Annotated in this window: 17 protein-coding genes and 1 pseudogene; 16 read left to right on the plus strand and 2 right to left on the minus strand. The window is 67.7% G+C overall.

Features of this window, described 5'->3' with window-relative positions; genetic code table 11:
• Positions 1 to 21: 21 nt before the first annotated feature.
• From Ahu01nite_RS43720 to Ahu01nite_RS43785, 15 genes and pseudogenes are all read left to right on the plus strand, one after another.
• Entirely contained in the window at positions 22 to 912 is an 891-nt protein-coding gene (locus tag Ahu01nite_RS43720; RefSeq protein ID WP_203842678.1) for a hypothetical protein, read from the plus strand.
• 2 nt (positions 913 to 914) lie between these two features.
• Complete coding sequence (locus Ahu01nite_RS43725) at positions 915 to 2,081, plus strand: MFS transporter (RefSeq protein ID WP_203842679.1); 1,167 nt, start codon at positions 915 to 917, stop codon at positions 2,079 to 2,081.
• 55 nt (positions 2,082 to 2,136) lie between these two features.
• Positions 2,137 to 2,793: a CdiA C-terminal domain-containing protein gene (locus tag Ahu01nite_RS52110; protein ID WP_438874867.1), complete on the plus strand. Its 657-nt coding sequence runs from the start codon at positions 2,137 to 2,139 to the stop codon at positions 2,791 to 2,793.
• 11 nt (positions 2,794 to 2,804) lie between these two features.
• A complete protein-coding gene (locus Ahu01nite_RS43735) occupies positions 2,805 to 3,266 on the plus strand; it encodes a SitI3 family protein (protein WP_203842680.1) in 462 nt (153 codons plus the stop codon).
• Positions 3,267 to 3,586: 320 nt separating this feature from the next.
• Positions 3,587 to 4,003, plus strand: coding sequence for a mechanosensitive ion channel family protein (locus tag Ahu01nite_RS51045; RefSeq protein ID WP_239159621.1), 417 nt, complete (start codon positions 3,587 to 3,589; stop codon positions 4,001 to 4,003).
• A gap of 129 nt (positions 4,004 to 4,132) precedes the next feature.
• The gene (locus Ahu01nite_RS43745) at positions 4,133 to 5,872 is read left to right on the plus strand and encodes an ABC transporter family substrate-binding protein (protein WP_203842681.1); all 1,740 of its coding nucleotides are present in this window, start codon (positions 4,133 to 4,135) and stop codon (positions 5,870 to 5,872) included.
• A 15-nt stretch (positions 5,873 to 5,887) separates the two neighbouring features.
• The gene (locus tag Ahu01nite_RS43750) at positions 5,888 to 6,871 is read left to right on the plus strand and encodes an ABC transporter permease (RefSeq protein WP_203842682.1); all 984 of its coding nucleotides are present in this window, start codon (positions 5,888 to 5,890) and stop codon (positions 6,869 to 6,871) included.
• A complete protein-coding gene (locus Ahu01nite_RS43755; RefSeq protein ID WP_203842683.1) occupies positions 6,864 to 7,730 on the plus strand; it encodes an ABC transporter permease in 867 nt (288 codons plus the stop codon). Before Ahu01nite_RS43750 ends, Ahu01nite_RS43755 begins: the two co-directional genes overlap by 8 nt.
• Entirely contained in the window at positions 7,727 to 8,722 is a 996-nt protein-coding gene (locus tag Ahu01nite_RS43760; protein WP_203842684.1) for an ABC transporter ATP-binding protein, read from the plus strand. The genes Ahu01nite_RS43755 and Ahu01nite_RS43760 overlap by 4 nt, the downstream gene beginning before the upstream one ends.
• On the plus strand, positions 8,722 to 9,729 hold the full coding sequence (locus Ahu01nite_RS43765) for an ABC transporter ATP-binding protein (protein ID WP_203842685.1): 1,008 nt from the start codon (positions 8,722 to 8,724) through the stop codon (positions 9,727 to 9,729). The genes Ahu01nite_RS43760 and Ahu01nite_RS43765 overlap by 1 nt, the downstream gene beginning before the upstream one ends.
• 39 nt (positions 9,730 to 9,768) lie before the next feature.
• Positions 9,769 to 9,975: pseudogene (locus Ahu01nite_RS43770) on the plus strand (HAD family hydrolase); the annotation flags it as partial.
• Between the two features lie 63 nt (positions 9,976 to 10,038).
• Positions 10,039 to 10,692, plus strand: a complete 654-nt coding sequence (locus Ahu01nite_RS43775) for a type IV toxin-antitoxin system AbiEi family antitoxin domain-containing protein (protein ID WP_203842686.1) — start codon at positions 10,039 to 10,041, stop codon at positions 10,690 to 10,692.
• A 142-nt stretch (positions 10,693 to 10,834) separates the two neighbouring features.
• On the plus strand, positions 10,835 to 11,608 hold the full coding sequence (locus Ahu01nite_RS43780; protein WP_239159622.1) for a nucleotidyl transferase AbiEii/AbiGii toxin family protein: 774 nt from the start codon (positions 10,835 to 10,837) through the stop codon (positions 11,606 to 11,608).
• Positions 11,609 to 11,627: 19 nt separating this feature from the next.
• Positions 11,628 to 11,759 (plus strand): HAD family hydrolase, encoded by a 132-nt coding sequence (locus Ahu01nite_RS51575; protein ID WP_275411829.1) that lies wholly within the window; start codon positions 11,628 to 11,630, stop codon positions 11,757 to 11,759.
• Positions 11,760 to 11,896: 137 nt separating this feature from the next.
• Complete coding sequence (locus Ahu01nite_RS43785) at positions 11,897 to 12,595, plus strand: RICIN domain-containing protein (RefSeq protein ID WP_203842687.1); 699 nt, start codon at positions 11,897 to 11,899, stop codon at positions 12,593 to 12,595.
• A gap of 1 nt (position 12,596) precedes the next feature.
• Here Ahu01nite_RS43785 and Ahu01nite_RS43790 read toward each other — a convergent pair whose 3' ends face one another.
• The gene (locus Ahu01nite_RS43790) at positions 12,597 to 13,430 is read right to left on the minus strand and encodes an alpha/beta hydrolase (RefSeq protein WP_203842688.1); all 834 of its coding nucleotides are present in this window, start codon (positions 13,428 to 13,430) and stop codon (positions 12,597 to 12,599) included.
• Between the two features lie 113 nt (positions 13,431 to 13,543).
• Here Ahu01nite_RS43790 and Ahu01nite_RS43795 point away from each other — a divergent pair, with 113 nt between their 5' ends.
• On the plus strand, positions 13,544 to 14,707 hold the full coding sequence (locus Ahu01nite_RS43795) for a PucR family transcriptional regulator (RefSeq protein ID WP_203842689.1): 1,164 nt from the start codon (positions 13,544 to 13,546) through the stop codon (positions 14,705 to 14,707).
• A gap of 52 nt (positions 14,708 to 14,759) precedes the next feature.
• Here the strand turns inward: Ahu01nite_RS43795 and Ahu01nite_RS43800 are convergent, their stop codons facing one another.
• Entirely contained in the window at positions 14,760 to 21,248 is a 6,489-nt protein-coding gene (locus Ahu01nite_RS43800; protein WP_203842690.1) for an IPT/TIG domain-containing protein, read from the minus strand.
• Positions 21,249 to 22,820 lie beyond the last annotated feature (1,572 nt).

Genomic DNA, 22,820 nt, shown 5'->3' on the forward strand with positions numbered 1-22,820 from the left:
GGTTTCGGGCACCATGGGGCGGTGAGTCCAGTGAGCCGGCGTCGCAAGGGCGCCAAGCCCAGTCAGAGCGGTCAGCGGGTGCTGCGCACCGTGCAGCCGGCAGCGCCGGAAGAGCCGTGCGACTGTCCCAATTGTTCGGGTGCGGAGCTGGATCTCGAGGATCTTGCCAACACGCTCGTCGGCGGGGCCGGGGAGTTGCTCAAGGTTGATGATCCGCTGGATGCGGAGTTCTTCGCCGCGGGGTTCCTGGCGATCGGGGCGATGGCCGGTGAGACCTTTGACGAGGCTCTTCAGGAGGGGATTCTGCCGGCCGTCGCCCGGCACGAGAGCTCTGAGGCCCTGGCTGTGCTGATCGCGCTCGACGCGGTCGGTGCCGGGCCGGTGGCCGGTGACGCTGCGGCGCGTCTTGAGCGTGCGGGTCTGGCGTTGCCGTCGTGGGCGGGCGAGTTGCGGGGGCCGGTGCGGCTTGGTCAGTCGTTGCGGTTCGCCGATTCCGACGGTGACGCGTCGATGCTGGTCTGCACGTTCGAGCGGGCCGGTCGGGGGCACGGGTTTGTCGTGCACGCCGATCACACCGACTGCGACGCGGCGGCGGAGATCGCGCTCTTCCCGACCGAGGTTCTGGACGAGGTTCTCGAAGAGATCCGGTCCGACGCCCGGCATGCCGGGCTGACCGTCACGTCCGAGGTGCTGGATCCTGCCGAGCTCCGCTGGCAGATCGAGCGCGCTCTCGACGCCCGCGAGGTGCACGACCTCGAGGACGGCGACCCCGAGCCGCCATCCGACATCCTCGACGAGGAGAACGACGAGGACGTTCCGGACTACCACCTCCTGGCCGTCCTGCTCAGGGCCCGCATCCGGACGCTCCCCGAGCCCACGCGCCCGCCCGCACCCCACGGCTCCACCGAGTAAGCGTGCTCCGCGCCCGCATCGCCACCTCCCTGGCCTTTCTCCTCTTCGGCACGTCGCTCGGGGTCTGGACCGCCCGGATCCCCGCGGTCAAGGAGAAGCTCGGGCTGAGCGACGGGCGGCTGAGCTTCGCCCTGCTGGCCTTCGCGGCGGGCTGCATCCTTGGCATGGCTCTGCTGGGCCGGCTGACCGATCGCTTCGGCAGTTCCCGGGTCCTCATAGTCACGGCGTTGCTGGAAGGGCTGCTGCTCATCCCGCCCGGCTACAGCACGAGCCTGGTCACGCTCTCGATCGCCGTGTTCTGCTTCGGCGCCGTGCACGGAACGCTGAACATCGCCATGAACGCGAACGCCGTCGAGGTGCAGCGCGCCTGGGGCAGCCCGATCATGTCGTCGTTCCACGCGATCTACAGCATCGGCGGTTTCCTGGGCGCCATCGCCGGAAGCCTGTTCGCGCACCACGGCGTGGGCGTCGGCCCGACACTCCTGACCGTCGGCGCCGCCGTTCTCGTGCTCGCTGCGTGGGCCGCCCTCTGGGTGATGCCCGTGCCCGGCGCTCCGGCCGAAAAAACCGAGCCAGGCGATACACGTACGGCCGGCAGCTCGCTCCTGGTCTTCTTCGGCATCCTCGTCCTCTGCACCCTGGTGGGCGAGGGCGCGGCGGCCGACTGGAGCGCCGTCTACCTTCGGGACAATCTGGACAGTGAGCCGGGCTTTGCCGCGTACGGTTATGCCGCTTTCTCCATCATGATGACGATCGGCCGCATCTTCGGCGACCGCTCGGTCCGCACTCTCGGCCCCGTCGGATTGGTACGCCTCGGCGGCCTGATCGCCGCGGCCGGCCTCGGCGCCGCCCTCATCATCAACCACCCGATCGCCGGCGTCATCGGTTTCGGCCTCCTGGGCATAGGCCTGTCCGGAATCGCACCCCAGGTCTTCTCCGCCGCCGGCAACCACGACCCGAAACGCTCCGGCCGAGCCCTTTCGATGGTGGTCAGCATCGGCTATCTCGGCTTCCTCCTGGGCCCCATCCTCATCGGCGCCGCAGCCAGTGTGGTCGGCCTGCCGACCGCCTTGTGGATCCCGGTTCTCCTGGCCGTCTTCGTCGCCCTGAGCGGCAACGCCATGCGCGCTCCACGGCCGCCGGCAGCCGTGAATCCGACACCCGCATAGGCATTCCGCTCGATATTCTGCGGATACCACTGCCCCGAGAATCGGCGGCATCCATATGCCGAAGCGACCACCAAGACCACCCGGCGGCCACGCCGACGGCCCGGACAACATCCGCCAGGCCCAGGAACAAGCCGCCGCCCTCTTACGGACAGGCCGCTCCAGTGCCGATGGCGGCGATGGCCGCGCCGGCGCAACCGCACAGAAGCTACAGCCAGACGATCTGGTCACGCATCTGACAGGGAGTCGCGGCGAAGCGCCAGATGGCCATCCGACGCGTATCGAGGTTGATGACGACGACGCAACCCGGCGGTCCATCGAGATGGAGAATTCCGCGGCGGTCACGTTGGCCGAGCAGGGCTGGCGTGTAAAGCAGAATCCGACACCCGACGAGATCACCAAGGCACGCCAGGAAACCGGAGATGTCGGCAATCCTCAAAAGAATCCGGATTACCTTCTTGAGGGACGAGTGTTCGATTGTTACGCGCCCACAAAGCCGACCAAGAACGCCCGCGGCGTCTGGACCGAGGTCAAGAAGAAGATCGTTACGCTCCAGACCCAACGGGTCGTGGTCAACCTCGAGGATTGGCGTGGAGACCTGGATGCCCTCACAGCGCAGTTCGCTGACTGGCCGATAGCAGGGCTGAAGGAACTCAAAGCCATCACGCCGGAAGGCGAAACCGTCCAGATCGACCTTACGCCGAAGACCGATTGAGAGCATGCGCCATGGCGATCGAGTACGACCTGACCCTCGCCGGGAACATCCCCGTCACCATGGTGGCCGAGCGGGCACTTCCCGATCCGGACGAGCGTCCCATCGGAACCCCCGAACTGCTCTCGATAGACCTGAGCAGCCGGTATGGCTTTGGCGTCACCATCCTTGCCGGAACGGACGTCTACCTCGACGTGGAAACCGACCAGGGCTCGTGGGAGTGGGAACCCGATGCCGCCACGACGATCGGGTTTCGCCTGGACAAGACTGCCGACCGTAAATGGGCGGTGGTGAACATGCTGACGGTGGTTCGGCGGGTGTTGGGGAGTGGGGCTGAGGATGCGGCGCTGGTTCTGAACGGGGATGTTCTGGTGCTGGCTCGGTTTGACGGGGTGGTGGTCAAGCATCATCGGGAGAGTTGGTGGGGGCACTATGCCGGGGCCGATGAGGTGATCGCTTCGACCGGGGGTGGGTAGCGCCGATAGGGTCGCCCGGAGGTGATCTTCGGGGAAGGGGGCGGGCGATGCCGTTGGATTCGTTGCGGTTGTTGGAGCAGCGTATTCGGCCGGATTTTCGGAAGGCTGTGGCGTTCGGGGTTTTGGCGCTCGCCGCGCTGATTGTCGGGTCTGAGCTGGGTGAGGTTCGGGACGGGTTGCGGCGGGGGCTCATCGCGTACGGGTGTGCGTTGCTGACCGCTGTTTTCGGGGTGATCGCGAGCCGGACCGCGGCGAATGAGGTGCATCGGGTGGCGGCTGCGCGTGCGGGTACCGCGGCGGCGGCTATGTTGCGGTTGCTGGTGCAGCTGGGTGGTTATCTGATTGTCGCGTTCTCGGTGTTCGATCTGATCGGGGTGGGGCTGCAGCATCTGCTGGTCGGCAGCGCGGTCACCGGTGTGATTCTGGGGCTGGCGGCGCAGCCGGTGCTGAGCAATCTGTTCGCCGGCCTGGTCCTGCTGTTCTCGCGGCCGTATGTGACGGGCGAGCGGGTGCGGGTGATGTCCGGTGCGCTGAACGGCCCGCTCACCGGCACCGTCGTCTCCGCCGGGCTGCTCTACACGATGCTGGAGACCGACGACGGCCCGCTGAACATCCCGAACTCGGCGTTGATGGCCTCCGCGGTAGGCCCCGCGACAGAGGAAGAAGAGGCGAAGCCCGACGAAGCGGAGCCCGAGACGCAAGGTGCGGCGGCCGGCGCGATCGGCGCAGTTGATTGATGGTGATCTATGGCGTTCCAGTAACGAGATAGTCACAAGTCGATGCCATGATCTAGGCGCGCCGGGACTCTATGCAGTCGTATGTGTTCAGGCTGCAACTCCGTCTCGGTAGCGCCCGGAGGCAAAGAGATGACTGTCCGATTCCAGGTGGCCCGCGGGCCGGCGGCGATCGCGATCGCCGCCCTGCTCGCCCTCACCGCCTGCAGTGGTAGCGACTCCGATTCGACGCAGGGCGAGCTCGGCTTCGACTCCTGCGCCAAGACACCGCTGACCTGCAACACCGGCAAGACGAAGGCCGGCGGCACGATGGTGTACTACGAGGAGCAGGACCGCACCACCTGGAACACCGTGAGCGAGGACGGCGCGCACTACGTGACGTCGATGATGATGCGGCAGCTGTTGCCGTTCGTCTATTACGGGGCGCCGGACTACAAGGCGGCACTGAACGGCAACCTGATGGTCGAGGAGCCCAAGCTCGTCGGGACCGACCCGCAGCAGGTGGTCTACAAGATCAAGCCGGAGGCGGTGTGGAGCGACGGTACGCCGATCACCGCCGATGACTTCGCCTACCAGTTCCGGGCCCGCAACACGCGCGACTGCCCGAACTGCGCCACGTCGAGCAGCGCCGGGTACGAGCTGCTGGCGAGCGTGGTCGGCGCGGACAACGGCAAGACGGTGACCGCGACGTTCCAGAACGGCAAGGCGTTCCCGGACTGGAAGTCGCTGTTCAACGAGATCTATCCCGCGCATCTGGCGAAACAGAACGGCGACGACGGCACGCCGGCCGGCGTGTCCAAGTCCTGGGAGTGGTTCAAGAAAACGCAACCGACCTGGTCCGGCGGCCCGTACATGATCGAGAGTTACGCCGAGGGCCAGCAGCTGGTCGAGGTGCCGAACCCGAAGTGGTGGGGCACGAAGCCGGCCCTGGACAAGCTGATCTTCAAGATCGTGACGGACCAGTCGTCGTTCGTTCCCGCGCTGCAGAACGGCGAGATCAACGCCGGTGACCCGCAGCCCAACCTGGACATGGTGACCCAGGTGCAGAACCTGCAGGACGTCAACTACCGGATCAGCGGCGGGCTCTCCTGGGAGCACATCGACCTCAACCTGCAGAACAAGTTCCTGAAGGACAAGGCGCTGCGCCAGGCCGTCTTCCAGGCCATCGATGTTCAGAGCATCATCAACCGTACGGTGGGCACGTTCTGGAAGGACGCCAAGCCGCTCAAGAACCACAACTTCATCCCGGAGAGCCCGTACTACCAGGACGTGGTGACCGCGAGCGGTGCGGGCGCCGGTGACGTCGAAGGGGCGAAGAAGACGCTGACCGACGCCGGCTACACGGGTGTCGGCACGCAGCTCACGACGCCGGCCGGCGAGCCGGTCACGCTGCGGTTCCGGCACACCGAGGGCAACGTCAACCGGGCCGCCACCGGCGAGCTCACCCAGGCGACGCTCAAGCAACTGGGCATCCCCGTGACCATCCAGCCCACGAACAACCTGTCCGACACGCTCGGCTCGGGCGACTTCGACATCATCGTGTACGCCTGGGTCAGCACGCCGTTCTTCTTCACGACCGCACAGAGCCTCTGGGCCAAGGGCGCCGAGTCGAACTACGGCCACTGGGTCAACGACCAGGCGGACACGCTGCTCAAGCAGGGTATCCAGGAGGGCCTCGACGAGGCCAGGGGCGCCGCGTTGCTCAACCAGGCCGACGCGTTGATGGCCAAGGACTACTACGTCCTGCCGCTCTTCCAGCGGGCGAACTTCCTGGCGGCCCAGTCCAGCTACGTGAACATCCGGCCGAATGCCACGTCCACCGGACCAGTGTTCAACTCCGAGGAGTGGGGACTGAAGGCAACCGCGAATTAAGTACGGGGAGAGCACATGTTCGCGTACCTCGTCAGACGCCTGCTCGCCGCTGTGCCCGTACTCATCATCGCGTCCTTTTTGTCCTATGCACTGGTGGCCCTCTCGGGTGACCCGCTCGAACCGCTGAAGTTGCGGAACCCACCCGCGCCGCAGCGGACCATCGAGCTGGAGACAGCGCGGCTCGGCCTGGACGACAACATCGTCGTCCGGTACGGGCACTGGCTCTGGGGCGTGCTGCACGGCGACTTCGGCGAATCGGTGCAGAGCACGTACGACATCGGCGCCAACCTGACCCGTTCGACCGCGGTCACCCTGCGGCTCGTCCTGGTCGCGATGCTGCTCGCCCTGGTCCTGGCCGTGTTCACCGGGGTGCTGGGGGCGGTCCGGCAGTATTCGAAGTCGGACTACGTGCTGACGTTCACGGGCTTCGTCTTCCTCGCCATGCCGTTGTTCTGGGTCGCGATCGTGCTCAAGGACCTGGCAGTTCGCTACAACAAGGCGACGGGTACGACGGTGTTCTACACGATCGGCGAGAAGTCGCAGGGCTACGACGAGCTCTCCCCCGGCGCGAAGGTGGCGGATCTCGCGGGGCATCTGGTGCTACCGACGATCGCGCTGGCCCTGATCTCGTACGCCGCCTGGAGCCGCTACCAGCGCGCCGCCGTACTCGAAGTGCTGAACTCCGACTACGTACGCCTCGCCCGCGCCAAAGGCCTGTCCTGGCGCAAGGTCCTGGTCAGGCACGTGTTGCGCACCGCACTGATCCCGCTGGTCACCGTCACCGCCCTGGACGTCGCCGGGATCCTGGGCGGTGCGGTGATCACCGAGACCGTCTTCAACTGGAACGGCCTGGGCCGGATGCTGCTGACCGGCGTCGCCCGCGGTGACACCGACGCGGTGGCGAGCTGGCTGCTGCTCGCCGGGCTCATCGTCGTCGCGTTCTCGGTCATCGCCGACGCCCTCTACGCCGTCCTCGACCCGAGGATCCGCCATGAATAACGTGGAGCGGACGCAGACCCAGCTGGTGCTCCGCCGGTTCTTCCGGCACCGGGCGGCGGTGACCAGCCTGATCCTGCTCGTGCTGGTGACGCTGTTCGCGTTCGCCGGCCCGCTGCTGTGGCGCTACAGCTACACGGACATCACCGACGACCTGTCCCTGCCGCCGTCGCCGGGGCACCCGTTCGGCACCGACCTGATCGGACACGACACGTTCGCCCAGGTCATGCGGGGCACCCAGCAGTCGATCAAGATCGCCCTGGCCATCGCGCTGATCGGTACGGTCTTCGGCACGCTCTGGGGCGCGATCGCGGGCCTCTACCGGGGCAAGCTCGACTTCCTCATGATGCGGCTCGTCGACATCGTGCTCACCCTGCCGTTGATCGCCGTCGCCGCTGCCGTCGCCGCCCAGGGCGTGGGTCAGAGCCAGTGGTGGGCCATCGCCGTCGTGCTGGGCGCGCTCACCTGGCCGTACGTCTCCCGCGTCGTCCGCAGCGTCGTGCTCTCCCTGCGCGAGCAGGAGTTCATCGAGGCGGCACGGGCGCTAGGCGCGGGCAACGTACGGATCATCCTGCGGCACCTGCTCCCCAACGCACTCGGCGCGATCATCGTGTCGGCCACGCTCGCCATCGCCACCGGCATCCTCGGCGAAGCGGCCCTGTCCTTCCTCGGGGTCGGCGTCCAGGCCCCGGACACGTCGCTGGGGCTGCTCGTGTCGATCAACAAGGACGCGGTCAACACCCGGCCGTGGCTGTTCTACTTCCCCGGCCTGTTCATCATCGCCATCGCGCTGACCATCAACTTCATCGGCGACGGCCTGCGGGACGCGTTCGACCCCAAGCAGACGAGAGTGCGCCGATGACGTTGCTGTCCGTGGAGAACCTCACCGTCGGCTTCCCCACCGAGGACGGTCGGTTGCGGGCGGTACGCGGGGTCTCGTACGAGGTGAACCGCGGCGAGTCCGTCGGGATCGTGGGCGAATCCGGCTCGGGCAAATCGGTGACGTCGCTCGCGATCATGGGGCTGCTGCCACGCAACGCGCAGGTCACGGGGTCGGTGAAGCTGCTCGGGGAGGAGCTTGTCGGGCGTACCGATAAAGAGCTGTCGAAGATCCGCGGCCGCAGGATAGCGATGATCTTCCAGGACCCGCTCACCTCGCTGAACCCCGTCTACACCGTCGGTGACCAGATCGCCGAGGCGGTCCGCGCGCACAACGGCGTCTCGAAACACGACGCGCTGCGGCGGGCGACCGACCTGCTCGACATCGTCGGCATCCCCAACCCGAAGCTGCGCGCCCGCAACTATCCGCACGAGATGTCCGGCGGCATGCGGCAACGGATCGTCATCGCGATCGCGATGGCCAACAACCCCGACCTGATCATCGCGGACGAGCCGACCACCGCCCTCGACGTGACCGTGCAGGCCCAGGTGCTCGAAGCACTCGAAGCCGCCCGCGCGGAAACCGGCGCGGCACTGGTCCTCATCACCCACGACCTCGGCGTCATCGCCGGCCACACCGACCGGGTCTGCGTGATGTACGCCGGCAAGCTCGTCGAGACCGGCACCGTCGACGAGATCTTCTACGGCCCGCGGATGCCCTACACCCTCGGCCTGCTGGGCAGCCTCCCGCGCATCGACGAAACGGGCCGGCAACGGCTCACCCCGATCACCGGCGCACCACCGTCACTGCTGCACCTGCCACCGGGCTGCCCGTTCTCGCCGCGCTGCCCCATGACCCGCGACCGGTGCGACGACGCGGAGCCCGTACTCACCGCAACAACCGGCCCTGACCACCGCGCGGCCTGCCACTTCCACACCGAGCTCGCCGAGGCGAAAGCGGAGGACGTGTTCTGATGACCGAACCCATCGTCTCGGTACGGAACCTGGTCAAGCACTTCCCGGTCCGCTCGCGGGGCGTCCTGCGGCGACGCACCGGCGACGTGCACGCGGTCTGCGACGTCTCCTTCGACATCTTCGCCCACGAAACGCTGGGTCTGGTCGGCGAATCCGGCTGCGGCAAAACCACCACCGGCCGCGTCCTGCTCAACCTCGAACCGGCAACCTCAGGCTCGGTCCACTACCGGGGCCGCGACCTGGTCCCACTCTCCCGCGCCCAGATGCGCCCGCTGCGCAAGGAACTGCAGATCGTCTTCCAGGATCCGTACGCCTCGCTCGACCCGAGAATGACCGTCACCGAACTCATCGCCGAACCCCTGCGCATCCACGGCACGTTCCAGGATCGATCCCAGGTACGCGACCTGCTCCGAACCGTCGGCCTCGACGCCGAACACGGCACCAGGTACGCCCACGAATTCTCCGGCGGCCAACGCCAGCGCATCGGAGTGGCCCGCGCGCTGGCCCTGCGCCCCAAGGTCCTGGTCCTCGACGAACCGCTGTCAGCCCTCGACGTCTCGGTCCAGGCCGGCGTGGTCAACCTCCTCGAAGACCTCCAGGACGAACTAGGCCTCTCCTACCTCTTCATCTCCCACGACCTGTCCGTCGTACGCCACATCGCCGACCGCGTCGCCGTCATGTACCTCGGCCGCATCGTCGAAACCGCCCCGGTCGACCAACTCTTCCGCCAGGCCGCCCACCCCTACACCCAGGCCCTGATCTCCGCCATCCCCGTCCCCGACCCCCGCAAGGAACGAACCCGCCGGCGAATCATCCTGAGCGGCGACGTCCCCAGCCCCATCACCCCACCGACGGGCTGCCGCTTCCGCACCCGCTGCCCCAAATACGCCACCCAGCTGACCGACCCCGAACGCCGCCGCTGCGCCGAAGAACCCCCCACCCTCACCGACCGCGGCCAGGGCCACCAGACCGCCTGCCACTACGCCGAACCCCTCACCCTGATCTAGCGAGAAAGTGTAAGTAAGGATCGGCCTTACCTCACCGCCTGCGCAGCCCTGAACGCCGACCCCATCCGGAGCATCGCCTTTGAGGACTCCCCCACCGGCGTGGCCGCCGCCCGCGCCGCCGCCATGCACGTGGTCGGAGTCACCTCCCTACCCGGCGTAACCCTCGCCGCCGACACGGTCTTCCCCTCCCTGACCCATCCGGCCCTCACCCACTGGGCCACCACGGTTGGTACCCCGGACGAATAGATCAGCAGAGAGGCCCCGCGTTCGAAACTGGATCAATCGTCGCACTATTGATACGATCGATCCATGTCGAGACGCACCGCGCTCATTGCGATCAGTCCGGTGACCAGCGAGCAGTGGGGCATGATCACAGCCGGGCAAGCTCGTCGCCTCGGCGTGTCACGTCAAGACCTGAACCGGCTCCTCAATGACGGCTCGCTGGCCGCAGTAGATCTGGCAGCGCGCGTATACCGGCTGACCGGAGCACCGGAAGATCCCGATCTGGACCCGCTCCGCGCAGCCTGGCTGCAGCTCGGCGCAGCGAAGTCATGGGTGGAACGAACTACCGCCACCCCCGATGCCATCATCAGTCACCGCAGTGCGGCACATTTGCGTGGACTCGGCGACCTGATCCCCCACGAATACGATTTTTATACAACCACTCGGCTACGGCCTCGGCGCGAAGACATCAAAACACGAATCCGGTCACACGTCGCACCCGAAAGCTGGGAAATCTGGGGCGGCCTACCGGTACGAAAAGTTCCAGCGATCATCGATGACCTCCTGACCGACCGCGAGGATGAATCCGCGGTGGCGCAGATCGTGAGTGACGCTCTCGGCCTCGGCCTTCTCAGCAGAGAATCACTCGACGCCATCGCCGCACCGCATGCGACTGCCTATGGCCGATCTGATCCGAGCAGTTTCGCTCGCGTGCTCGCAGGAGAGGTGACCGGCCGGTGACCAGCAAGTCTCTTCGCTACACAACGCCGACGGCGTTCCGAACAGCGTTGAAGAACGTTTCGGCCAGATCGCTCGCACCGATCAGCGTTACCCGCTCGCGGAACTTCAACGCCAATTCGCCTATGACCGCGCACTCGCTCGCCTGTTCAGCTCCCGGGAGGCCGGCCAGTGGGTCCTCAAGGGCGCCGGAGCGCTCCTGGCACGCCTCGCCGTAGCCCGCCACAGTAAGGATGTCGACGTCTTCTTCGACACCACGGACGCCGACGTCGACGACGCTGTCAACGCGTTGCAAGGCGCCCTTCGCCTCAATCTTGGTGACCATTTCATCTTCGATGTCATCCGCATCGCACCACTGCAGGAGAAGGCGAAGGGCGCCCGGGTCCACGTCAATGCACGACTGGGCCCAGCATCGTTCGCCAGTTTCCACATCGATGTCGTAGTCGGCACCGTCATGACCGGAACGCCCGACATCGTCGCGCCGCTGACTCCGATCGACATCGAAGGGCTTGCCCGACCACACTATCGAGTGTTCCCGATTTCCGACCACCTGGCCGACAAGTTCTGCGCAACGATCGGTGCATACACCCGGGAAGGACAGCCCACCGGCAGCAGCAGGGTGAAGGATCTCGTCGACATCGCCATCATCGCAGGCACCCATTTCGTTTCGGCCGAGGCACTCGCGTCCGCCGTCTTCGGAAACGCCGCAATGCGCAAGATAGAGTTGCCCGAACGCTTCAAGGTCCCCGATACGAATAGCTGGGCGATGCGCTACCCCCGGGTTGCAGCTGAGGCGCCCGGCCCCGTTCCCGACTTCGGCACTGCGGTGAGCCTCGCTGGACAGCTCTTGGATCCCGTCCTCAACAGGACAGCTACCGGCATCTGGAATCCGTCAGCTCTCAGCTGGACGAGCCGCTGACGACATCGCGGGGCGAAGCGTGAACGCCCACCTCACCCGGAGCATCGCCTTCGAGGGCTCCCCCACCGGCGCGGCCGCCGCTATGCACGTGGTCGGAGTGCCGTCCCTGACCCACCCCACCCTCACCCATTGGGCCACTACCGTCGCGTAACAAATACGGACAGTCCTCAAAGGATTGTTTACATATTCGGCGATGGTCGGGGGTGGGTGACCATGGCGTAAGGTGTCGGCGTTCCACCGGCCTGTCGCCGATTCTCTGACCGTCGATGTGCGAAGTGAAGGTCCCCGGTGTCATTGAAGAAGAACCAGTGGTTTGCCGTTGCGGCGGGCCTGGTCACGCTTGGTTTGATACTTGTCGTTGCGACCGTGGTGATGCTGGTGAACAAGCCTGGCGACAAAGCGACAACGACTGTCGCGCTCGCGGCGGATGCGTCCACGGCGCCGGTTCCGGCGTCGACGATCACGGTCTTTGTGAGCGGGTCGGCGGCTACTCCGAGCCCGTCCGCGTCGAAACATCCGAAGACGAAATCGCCGGCGCCGAAACCGAAACGTACGAAGTCGCCGACGCCGAAGGCGACCCCGTCACCGACGAAGACCGTGGCGGCCATCAAGACGCCGACCTCGGCCGACGGGCGTTGCATCCAGTTGCCGGCGTCGACGATCAACGGCGCGAAGGTTTCGGCTGCCAAGTGTGACGGCTCGGCCGGGCAGAAGTGGATTGTCACGCAGAACGTTTTCAAGAACGAGGCGTCCGGCAAGTGCCTCGACTTCGGCAACAACGGCGGGGCCGATATCAATTATCAGATCCAGCTCTGGGACTGCAATCTCGGCGGAGCACAGATCTACACCTATAAATCGGACGGTACGCTCTACAGCCCCCGCGCCGACCGCTGCCTCACGATCCGCCCCGACAACGACGGCGGCCCGGCCCTCGCCGTCCTGCCCTGCACCACGGACGCGAATGCCCGCTGGAAGCTGCCCGCGTAAGTCAGCTCCAGCGTTTGATGAAGTCCAGAGAAACGTCGCAGACCTCGCGCCAGCCGTGGTCGATGACAAGGGCGTGACCGCGGCCGGGCATGGTGGTTGTCTCGGTCACGCCGGGGTTCAACTTCTGCTTGCGGTAGATGGCGTTCGTGATGGCCGGCGGTGCCGTGTTGTCGCGTTCGCCGGAGACGATCAGCATCGGGCCGCGATCGGGGTTCCGGTAGTCGGCTCTGGCCTCGGTCCGCGGGTTGATGTTCGCGGTGGCGGCCTGGAAGAGCGGCATGCCCGAGGCCGGAACGGCGAATTCGCGGTGGAGCCGGCGCGCTTCGTCCTCGTCGACCGTGTTGGCGAACGCATAGCGGAACTGGTCGTAGGTCAGGGCCACCGCGCGGCGATAGTTGAGCGGGTTGCTCAGCACCGGAGCCGCCGCGCGCAACGCGGAGACCGGTAACGGGAGAACCCCTCGGAACGGTGCCGCGTCGATGGCGACCGTGGCGGCGGCCAGTCCGCGGCCCGCGACGATCTGGGCGAGAAGGCCGCCGAAGGAGTGCCCGACGAGCGCCGGCTTGCGGGTGAGCCGTCCGACGAGCGCGCTGTAGTGATCGGCCACCTGGCCGACCGATTTGCCGGCGAAGACCTCCGGGTGCGCGCTGGCCTGCTCGACCGTGTCCGGGTCGTCCGGCCAGCCCGGCAGCACCGGGGCGTATCCGGCCTCCTCGAACACGGTTGCCCAACGGTCCCAGCTGCTGGGCAACAGCCACAGGCCGTGAATGAAGACCACCGGGGTACGGCCGGACGCGTTCGCCCGGTCGATCTGTGCCAGGGCGTTGTCGGCCATGATCGTCCAACCTTGTCGTCGTTTGGTGTTCCCGACAAGCCTCTCGGACGACAACGGGGCGGGCTATGGCGTACATGTCGATGTTGATCGTCGATCTTTGTTAGTTTTTCCAAATGGCGACCGGGGCTTCGAGACGGCGGTTGATCGCGGAGCTGACCGCGCAGTCCGCGCCGCTCAGCGCGCGGATCCTGGAGCGGATGCGCGCCGAGATCCCGCTGTATGCGCGTAGTGAGCCCGAGGCGTTTCTCCCGGCGGTCCTGACCAGCCTGCAACGGGTCCTGGCCCCGCTGCACGAGGACCGCCCCTTCACCGACGGTGAGCTGGCCGAGTTCCGTTCCTACGGCGAGCAACGCGCGCGGCAGGGCATTCCGACCGAGGAGATGCTGCGCGCCTGGCGGCTGTCCATCCGGGAGGTCGTCGACGAGATGATCGCCGTCGGGCGGCAGCGCCGGCTCGCCGAGCGCACCCTGCTGGAACTCACCCGTGACCTGCTCACCACCACCGAGGTCGCGACCCTCGCGTTCACCCAGGGCCATCACCGGGCCGAGCTCGAGCTCGCCCGCCAGGAGCAGCAACGGCGCACCGACTTCGTACGCGGCGTCCTGTCGGCCACTCTGGGACCCGCCGAGATCCGCCGGCAGGCCGGGCGCTACGGCCTCGACCCCGACCTCGAATATCACCCGTTCCGAGCCCGGCCGACCGAGGCGATGACCGTCGAGGCCGTCGAACGCCTCCTCGGGCTCACCCTCGACAGCAGCCGTCCCCGCGGGCTGGCCGCCCTCATCGACGGCGACTTCGCCGGCTTCATCGACCGGCTGCCCAAGACCGAGTCCAAGGCCATGCCCAAGGCCGTGCCCGCGTCGGCGATCGGCGTCGGACCCAGTGCCGCCCTCGACCAGCTCGAACCACAGTTTCGCCGCGCGACACGGGCCCTGACCACCGCAACGGCGTTCGACCTGACCGGGTTCCACGATCTCACCGGCCTGGGACTGCTCCCCGCCGTCCTCGCCGACGCAGATGTGGGCGACGAACTGGTCCGCCGCTACATCACGCCGCTGGGATCAGGCGAGGGGATTAAACCCATCCTCGACACCGTACGCGTCTATCTCAGCCTGGGTATGCGCGCAGACCTCGCCGCCGTCGAGATGTCGGTGCATCACAACACGGTGCGGTACCGCGTACGCCGCTATGCGGAACTCACCGGAATCGACCTGCGCGACCCGAACCGCGCCCTGGAGATGTGGTGGGCCCTGCAACGGATCCGCCTGGAATCCTGAGGAAAGGCAGCGGGCCGCCACCCGTGGGGTGACGGCCCGCTGAACGCCCGGTCTAGTAGCGGATGGTGATGTCGGCCCGGCGGTTGCGGGCCATGCCGGCCGGGGTCTTGTTGCTGGCCGACGGGTTGGCCTCACCTCGGGTGATGACCGAAGTCTTGATCTTCAGTCGGGTGGTGAGGAGGCGGCAGACCTCGGCGGCCCGGTGCTCGCCGAGTTTCCGGCTTGCCTTGGCGTTGCCGCGGTCGTCGGTGTGCCCGATGCAGGTGATCGAGGTGACGCCGGTCAGCTTGGCTCGCAGCCCGGCGAGGTAGCGGCGCTGGGCGGCGCTGACCACCGAGGACGACGTGGCGAAGTACACCGGCCGGGCCGCGGTGAATGCGTTGAGGACCAGATTGGTACGGCTGCTGGCCCGCAACGTACGGCCCGTGGCAGGCGTCGTCGTCACCGCCACGGCGACGGGGTAGCCGCCGAGCCTGGCCGCCAGGGCCCGCCCGAGCGCGTTCAGCGTGATCGGCACAGCCGCCCGCCGGGTCGCCTTGGCCATCGTGCTCCGGCCGGCGCCGACGACGACCCGCTTGCCCGAGACGGTGCTCCACAGCACGACGCTGTTGCGACCCTTGACCGCGGTCGAGAACGAGACGATGACCGGGAACGTCGCCTTGGCAGGTTGCCCCCGGGTGACGGTCAGTTTGGCGACGTTCACCTTCACCGTTCCCGTGGACGGCCCCGGGCCCGGGTTGTCGGTGCTGCTCTTGGTGACCACCGCGGTGTACGTACCCGTGATCATCGTGCCGATCGCGTCGGTGATGCGATAGCTGACCGGATCGGCCTTGCCGCTGAAGCCCTTGACCGGCACGAACGAGATCGTTCCGGTGGTGGCGTCCAGTGCGTAGGTTCCCTGCCCTGCGACGGTGACGGTGGTCGCCGGGTTTCCGGACGCGTCCAGCAGCGTGATGCCGCCACCGGAGGGCACCGGCAACACCGTCTTCTGCGTGGTGTCGCCCGTACCGCTGCTGCCGGGGCTGGTCGGTGCCACGGTGACCGGCAGGGCCATCTTGCGCGGAGCACCCGCCGGGTCGACACCGACGGCGAGGAACGTGTGCTCACCGGCGGCGAGCCCGGCCGGCACGGTCACCGGTGCGGCGAAGTCACCGTTGGCGTCGGTGGTCACCTGGCCCAGCTCGATCGGGGTCGAGTAGATCGTCACGGTGGCCGTCGAGTACGGCGCGAAACCGGTGCCGATGACGATGATCTGCTGGGACGGCACCGCGAGGGACAGCTTTCCCTTGTCCGTCGTGAGGGTCAGCGGCACATCGGCCGGCACGGTCGGCGGCGTCACCGGCTCGGTCGGCACGACGGCGTTCGACGTCAGCGACGGTCCGGACGCGCCGCCCGGGCCCGAAGCCACGACGGTCACCGTGTAGCTCGTGCCGGCGACCCCTCCGATGACACACGAGGTGGCCGGGGCCGTTGTCGTGCAGGTGGCCTGGCCCGGTGACGCGTACGCCGTGTAACCGGTCACCTGCCCCGCGGCGGGCTGCCAGGAGACGCTGATGGACGACGTCCCGGCCCTGGCCACCGGTGCTGCGGTCAGCGCCGACGGCGGCGCGGGCGTGGGCGTGACCGGCGTAGGCGGGTCGGGAATCGGTGTGGGGTCGGCGATGTAGCTGTAGGTCGCGCTCGCCTCCGCCGTTCCCGCGACGAGGGTCACCGCGACGACGTCCGGCGACGACACCGCCGGGGTCCGGAACGTCAGGCTCGTACCGTCCCCGTTCACCTGGAAGTCCGGGATCCGCAGCACGGTGTCACCGATCCGGACGGAACGCACGGTGTCGAGGCGGTTGCCGGTGATGGTGACCGTGGTGCCACCGGAGACGCTGCCGATCGACGGGGAGATCCGGGTGATCTCCGGCGGCACGGGCGTGATGACCAGCGAGCCGGCGACGTACTGGAAGCTGCTCGGGTTGCTGTATGCCTGGTTGTTGGCGGCGGTCAGGGAACCACCGCGCGGCACGACCTTGTAGGTGCCGGGATCGGTGGGCGCACCGTTGAGCACCTGGTTGCCCTGGTAGTAGTCGTAGTCGATGCCGGAGACCTCGTCCCCGTCGAACAGGCCGGTGATCTGCGCGGTCGGCGAGATGTCATCGCCCACCGCGACGGTGAGGTCGTCGGCGATGACCGAGATCGTCTGCGGCGCGCCGAACACGCTGATCTCGACGGTCTCCACCGTCTCGGCCGGGTCGGAGGACGCGGTCGCGACGTTGTAGTTGACCGACGCCGGCTGCCGGCCCGTGATCACACAGGTGCCGGCACCACGGGCGGTGACGGTCGTGCCGGCGACGGTGCAGACGTCCGGGGTCTGCGAGGTCAGGACCACCGCCGCGAGATTGGCGTCGGGGTTCGGCGCGGCGTTGGTGCGCTTGTCCGTGACGGTCGCGGTGACCTCCACCGGTGTGTTCTCGGACAGCAGCACCGACTTGGGGCTGACCGACAGGGCGAGGACCGCGTCGGCCTTGGCGATGGTGCCGGTCACGGTCGGCCGGGGGTTGGTGAGGACGTAGTTCGCCTTCGCCGACCCGGCGAGCGCCACGTCGTCCGCCAGGGTCACCGGCTTGTTGATGCCCGGGGTGGCGTCCGCGAACGTCCCCGAGCCCGAGTTGCCCACGAGGGCGATCGAGTCGCCGTCCACCGCGCCGGTGAACGTCAGCTCGCCCAGCGTGACCGCCTCGGTGCCGTCGTAGACCTTGTCCGCGCGGACCGCGCCGATGGTCAGGTTTCGCGGGGTGATGGTGATCCGGGTGATCGGCTTGTCGGCGACGTAGTAGATGCCGCGGTCGGTCCCCGACGTCTTCATCTCGAAGGATTTGACCCGGACATCCCACGCCGCCTGCGAGACACCGTCACCGCCACAGTTCGGGTCGGCCAGCGCCACGTTGCCCGGCAGGCCCTCGGTCCAGCCGTCGGTCAGGGGCCGCTGGTCGCAGGTGGAGTTGCGGTACTCCCAGACGACCTTGGTGATCGGGTCCGTGGTGGAGCTGGGCGTGACGGTGAAGTCGGTGCCGTCCCTGAGCTGGCCCTGGTAGGTGAACGAGGCGCCATGGGCGGACATCGGGGTGAGCGTGATGGGCGTACCCGTGATGGTCACCCGGACCGGTGCGGGATCGCTGAGCCACAGATAGCGTTCCGCGGCGTAGGTCGCCCGGCCGCGTGCGACCCGGACGTAGTAGTCACCGGCGGCCACCGGGGCGCCTGCGGTCACTGCGGTGTTGAAGCCGTTGGCACCGTACGCCGCTGCCGTCACGTACTCGTATCCGCTCGGGGCCGTCACGATGAACGGGTTGGTGCCGATGAAGCCCGACGTGGTGTTGCCGAGCGTGTACGACTGGCCCGCGGGGATCGTCAGCTGATTCGCCGACCCGTTCGCGGTGGTGGTCACCGATGGGGCGAGCGCGCAGAGGAACCCGACCCGTTGCACCGGCTTGCTGGAGTCGGCCGGCGTGATGACGAAGGTCTTGGAGCCCCAGGGATTGCTCAGTTCGGCCGGCAGGGCGGCCAGGTCGACGACGACCTGCCCGTCGGAGTAGCTGGTCGGGACGATGGTCACGCCGTCGATCGATACGGTGCCGGCCGGCCCGAAAAGGCCACCGGAGTTCACGATCGTCACGACCGCGGGCGTCTGGGTGACGTTGCCCGTGGCCTGTTGCGTGGTCCGCAGGCAACTTCCGAAGTCCGGGCTGCGCGTCAGGGTGACACCGGCGTACAGGTAGTAGATGCCCGTCGTCGTGTACGCCCGGCCGGCATCGGTGACGACCGTGACCCGCTTCCAGCCACCGCTCGAGAAGCCGCGCGGCGCGGAGAACGTCAGCGACGTGTCGGTGATGGCGGACGGCGTGAGCGTCACGTCGTTCCCACCGCCCTGGTCCTCGACGATGACGCGGGTGCTCGCCGGAGCCGTGCCGGTCAGGTTGGTGCCGGTGAGCGTGAACCCGTCGTTGAGGTCGGCGACGGGGTCGAACTCGTTCCGGAAGTTGTGGCTGAGATCGGTGGTCGAGGCGATGCGGTCGATCGTCGGCAGGCCCAGGCTCGCGGTGTACCGCAGGGCGTTCGCGTACGTGGCCGACAGGGTGGCTCCCGCGGGGGTGACCGTGATCGAAGCCGAGCCGACCGGTTGCGCCGGGGCGGTGAAGACGATCGCGGTGTCCGACCAGGACAGTGGCGTCACCGTCGTGCTGCCGACCTTCACGGTTCCGCTGGGCCCGAAGCCGCTGCCCTGGACCCGGACCTTCATGCCGCCGGCGGTGGTGCCGTGCAGGATCAGGCCGCCGCGGTACTCATCCGGGTCCGGCGGCAGGAAGGCCGCGTTGTACGGATCCGGTCCCACATAGGTGACCGCCGGGCCGGTGACCCGGACGGAGCCGCGCAGCGCGGTCGAGCTGCCATTCGGCGTCACGACGACCGCCTGCGAACCCGCCGAGGTCGTGGGCACGGAGACGCCACTGATCACCGTGCCGTTGCTGGTCGCGGTGTAGGAGACGGCCGCTGCGGTGCCCACCTTGACGGTGCCGCCGGTGCCGAACCCCGAACCGGTGATGGTGATCTTCGCGGTGTTGCCCGTGGCGTACGACGCGATGACACCGGGCGAGACGGAGGTGATCCCGTTCTCGGGCAGGACGGTGATCCCGCCGGCCCTGGTCGCGGCACCGGTGACGGCGCCGACGACGAGATCCTTGACTCCGGTCGTGTCGACGGCGGGAACCTCGAAGGTCAGGGAGGTGGCGCTCGACGAGGTCACCCGGGCCCACACACCGTCGACGCTGACGCCGGCGGTCCCGGTCGCCCCGAATCCGCTCCCGGTGACCGTGACCTCGTCACCGATCTTGGCGCTGGCCGGGCTGACCTGGGAGATGACGGGCGCGGCACTCGGAGCCACGAGGGTCAGCGTGGTGGAGTCGGAGATCCCGCCGCCCTGGGCGGAGGAGACCTGCAACCCGACCGGACCGGTGGTCGCCGTGGCCGCGGGGACGACGGCGGTCAGCTTGGTGTTGCTCAGCCTGGTGACCAGCGGCGACTTGACCCCGCCGATGATGACCGTCGGACGGCCGCTCACCCCGAAGTCGGTGCCCTGGACGGTGATGACCGAGCCACCGGAATTCGCCACGGTGGCGGGGCTGATCGAGGTGATGCCGGGGCGGGACGCGTACGTGAAGCTTGCGGCTGTCGTCCCGGAACCGTAAGGGTTCGTCGCAGTGATCTTGACCGGGCCGGGACCCGGAGCCGCCGGAGCGGGGAACTCGATGATGTCGTAATCCTGGAGGTACTGCGCGAAGGTGTCGCCGTCCCAGCCCTCCTGCACGATCTCGTAGTCCGGAACGTCCTGACCGCCGACCTTGATGGTGGCCCGGTCCTCGCCGGAGACCAGGAACCGGCCCTTCAGACGGATCTTGGTACCGCCCGCGATCGGGCCGGACGAGGGCGAGAACGACAGATCAGAGGGAGCCGGCGCGAGCCAGTTGATGCTCCTGGACCAGATGGGTACGCAGTCAGGACCGTACTCGTCACCGCTCTCCGGGCAGTTTCCCGCGTACAGGGTCCGCGGGCCGCTGCCTCCGAACTCCTCGCCGCCGTCGGGGTACTCGACGTAGATCTGCGCGTTGTCGTCCCCGGTCCAGCCCCACCAGTAGACGTCGTCGATGATCCGCCCCTGCGAGTCCTGGATCCAGTACGCCACGTCGGCCGGGCTGACCACACCGCGCCCGCGCAGGACGAACAGGGAACCCGAGGTGACCGGGTCGGGGATGTCCGCGCTGGTGATCTGGAAGTCGTCGCTGTAGGTGTACGCGTTGGAGACGGTCGTCCGGCTCTCCATGCCGTAGAAGTTGCCGACGCTGCAGTACGTGCTGAGCTTCAGGTCCGCCTGTCCCGGTTTGTGCCCGGCCGTGGGGGGCAGTTCCACCACGACCTGGGTGAGCCCGGTGTCCGGGTCGAGCCGGTTGCTCATGACCCTCGTGTACCCGCTCGTCACCTCGACCTGAAGGTCGTAGCAGCCGCCGCCGCTGGGGAACGTGCCGTCCCGCAACGTCACGGTGGAGCGGGAACCGCCGAACACCGTCGGATCGGTGTTGGTGATGCCGACGACCTTGGCCTCGGGCGCGACGTTGAACCAGACCGCGAGATGGAAGGTGTCCGTGGTGCTGGTGTCGGCAGCCGTGACCTTGATCGTCACGTCGTTCCGCCCCCGGCTCAGCGGCAGGGCGACCGTACCCCCGGAATCAGCGGTTTTCAGCGCGCCCTCGAGCCGTACCTCCACCGAGGCCTGCGAGTCTGTGGCGACCGGGGTGAGCGTGAACGCTGGATCATCGGTGATGATCTGGTAGTAGTGGTTGGCCGCCGAGAAGCCCGGCGCGAGGGCGGAGACGCTGCCGGCCGAGCCGACACCCAGCGAGGCAAGACTGGCGTCGGCCGACACGCTCGCCACCGAGACCAGGTTCTTCAGCGTGCTCCGCGCCGCGAACTGCTGAGCGGGGTCGTTCAAGGTCACCACGGGTGGTGGCGTGTCGCTCGGCGGCCCCTTCGGTTCGGCCGCAGCCGCCCCCGGGACGAGGAAAGAAGCCGCCAGAACCGCTCCGGCGATACCACCGCTCAGCAGAAAACGAACCCCACGCACGTCTGCCCCCGGACCCCTCAAAACGATTGGACCCCTGCATCGTCGCGGAGCGAGGCCCACAATCAGGGGCAAACGTGAATATATCTAGTCTTGAGCTTCGACTCGGCCGCTGGGCGTCGGGTTCGTCGAACTCCTGCGAAGGGGAGTTTGCGGGCCACTGCGGAAATGCGTGCCGCTTGCCGGCGATGGTCGCGATCGCTGCGGGGATCATGATCACGACGGCGGTCCACGCGATGGAGACGACGCCGAACCCGAAGCCCCACGCGTCCACGCCCAGATAGAGGATCAGCACGGCCCACAGCTCGCCGCGGCCGGCCTCGGCATCGCCGTCACCCCGGGTCAGCGCGGGCTTCCCCGGCGCCGCCCGCTCCTTCTCACCCCGACGGACCAGGCAGTTGGTCGCGGTAACGCCCGCCTGCTCCGACCCACTCGCCGCCCGGTTCATCCCAACGTACGGTCGCGCGGCGTGCGGGTCCCCCGGGACGTGCAGGCCCAGCTCATCGTGGGGCCTTGATCGCTATTGCACTACACGCTCTTCTTGACGCCGGGTCGAGGACGGTCACGCCGAGCTGCGCGACCCCGCCGCCTGTTGTCGCTGTCGGTAGTCCCAGCGAATCGTCGTGGCCCGCCGGCCGCTCAAGGGCGACCGGACCCAGTGCGGCGCGCCTGATGGATTCACGCTCGGCAACCTGATGACTACCGAAGGATGACCAGGTCGCAAGTCGGGGCAAATAACTTGAAATGACTATCCCTAGCCTACCCCCCGATCAAAGGCTGGATCTCGATGAACATCTCCATAATGCGCACCGGGTTCGGCGCCGCCACGGCTGCGGCGCTGGTGCTCAGTTCGCCCGGCTCTGCCGAGGCCGGGACAACCTCCGCGGCGACGACGGTGATCTACGCGTGCGTCAAAAAGTCGACCGGTGTCGTGAGCGTCATCGATTACGCCCATGGGCGCCGGTGCACGGACGGCACGCTGATCTCCTGGTATCGGATCAACCCGCAGACGCAATCCGATCCGAACGATGGCGACGTCGCGCGCGGGTTGCGAGGCGTGGCCGGGATTCAAGGCCTCCTCGGTACCACTGGGCCGGCTGGGCCGATGGGTCCGGTAGGCCCCCGAGGCGCCACCGGGCCGATGGGTCCGGTAGGTCCGGCAGGGCCCAGGGGCGCGGTCGGGCCCCTAGGTCCGCAAGGGCTTGTCGGGCTGCCGGGTACGCCGGGGCTGCCAGGGGCCAGGGGCTTGACAGGACTGACCGGTGCGCAGGGGTTTATCGGTCCCATCGGGCCGGCCGGAGTCAAGGGTGCGACTGGAGCTACCGGAGCTACCGGTTTGACGGGCGCAGCCGGTGCAGCCGGTGCAACCGGCGGAGTCGGCTCAACGGGTGCAACAGGCGCGACGGGCGCGGTTGGCGCGGTTGGCGCGGTTGGCGCGACAGGCTCGGTTGG

This window comes from Winogradskya humida, assembly GCF_016862215.1.
GTDB classification, from domain to species: Bacteria; Actinomycetota; Actinomycetes; order Mycobacteriales; family Micromonosporaceae; genus Actinoplanes; species Actinoplanes humidus.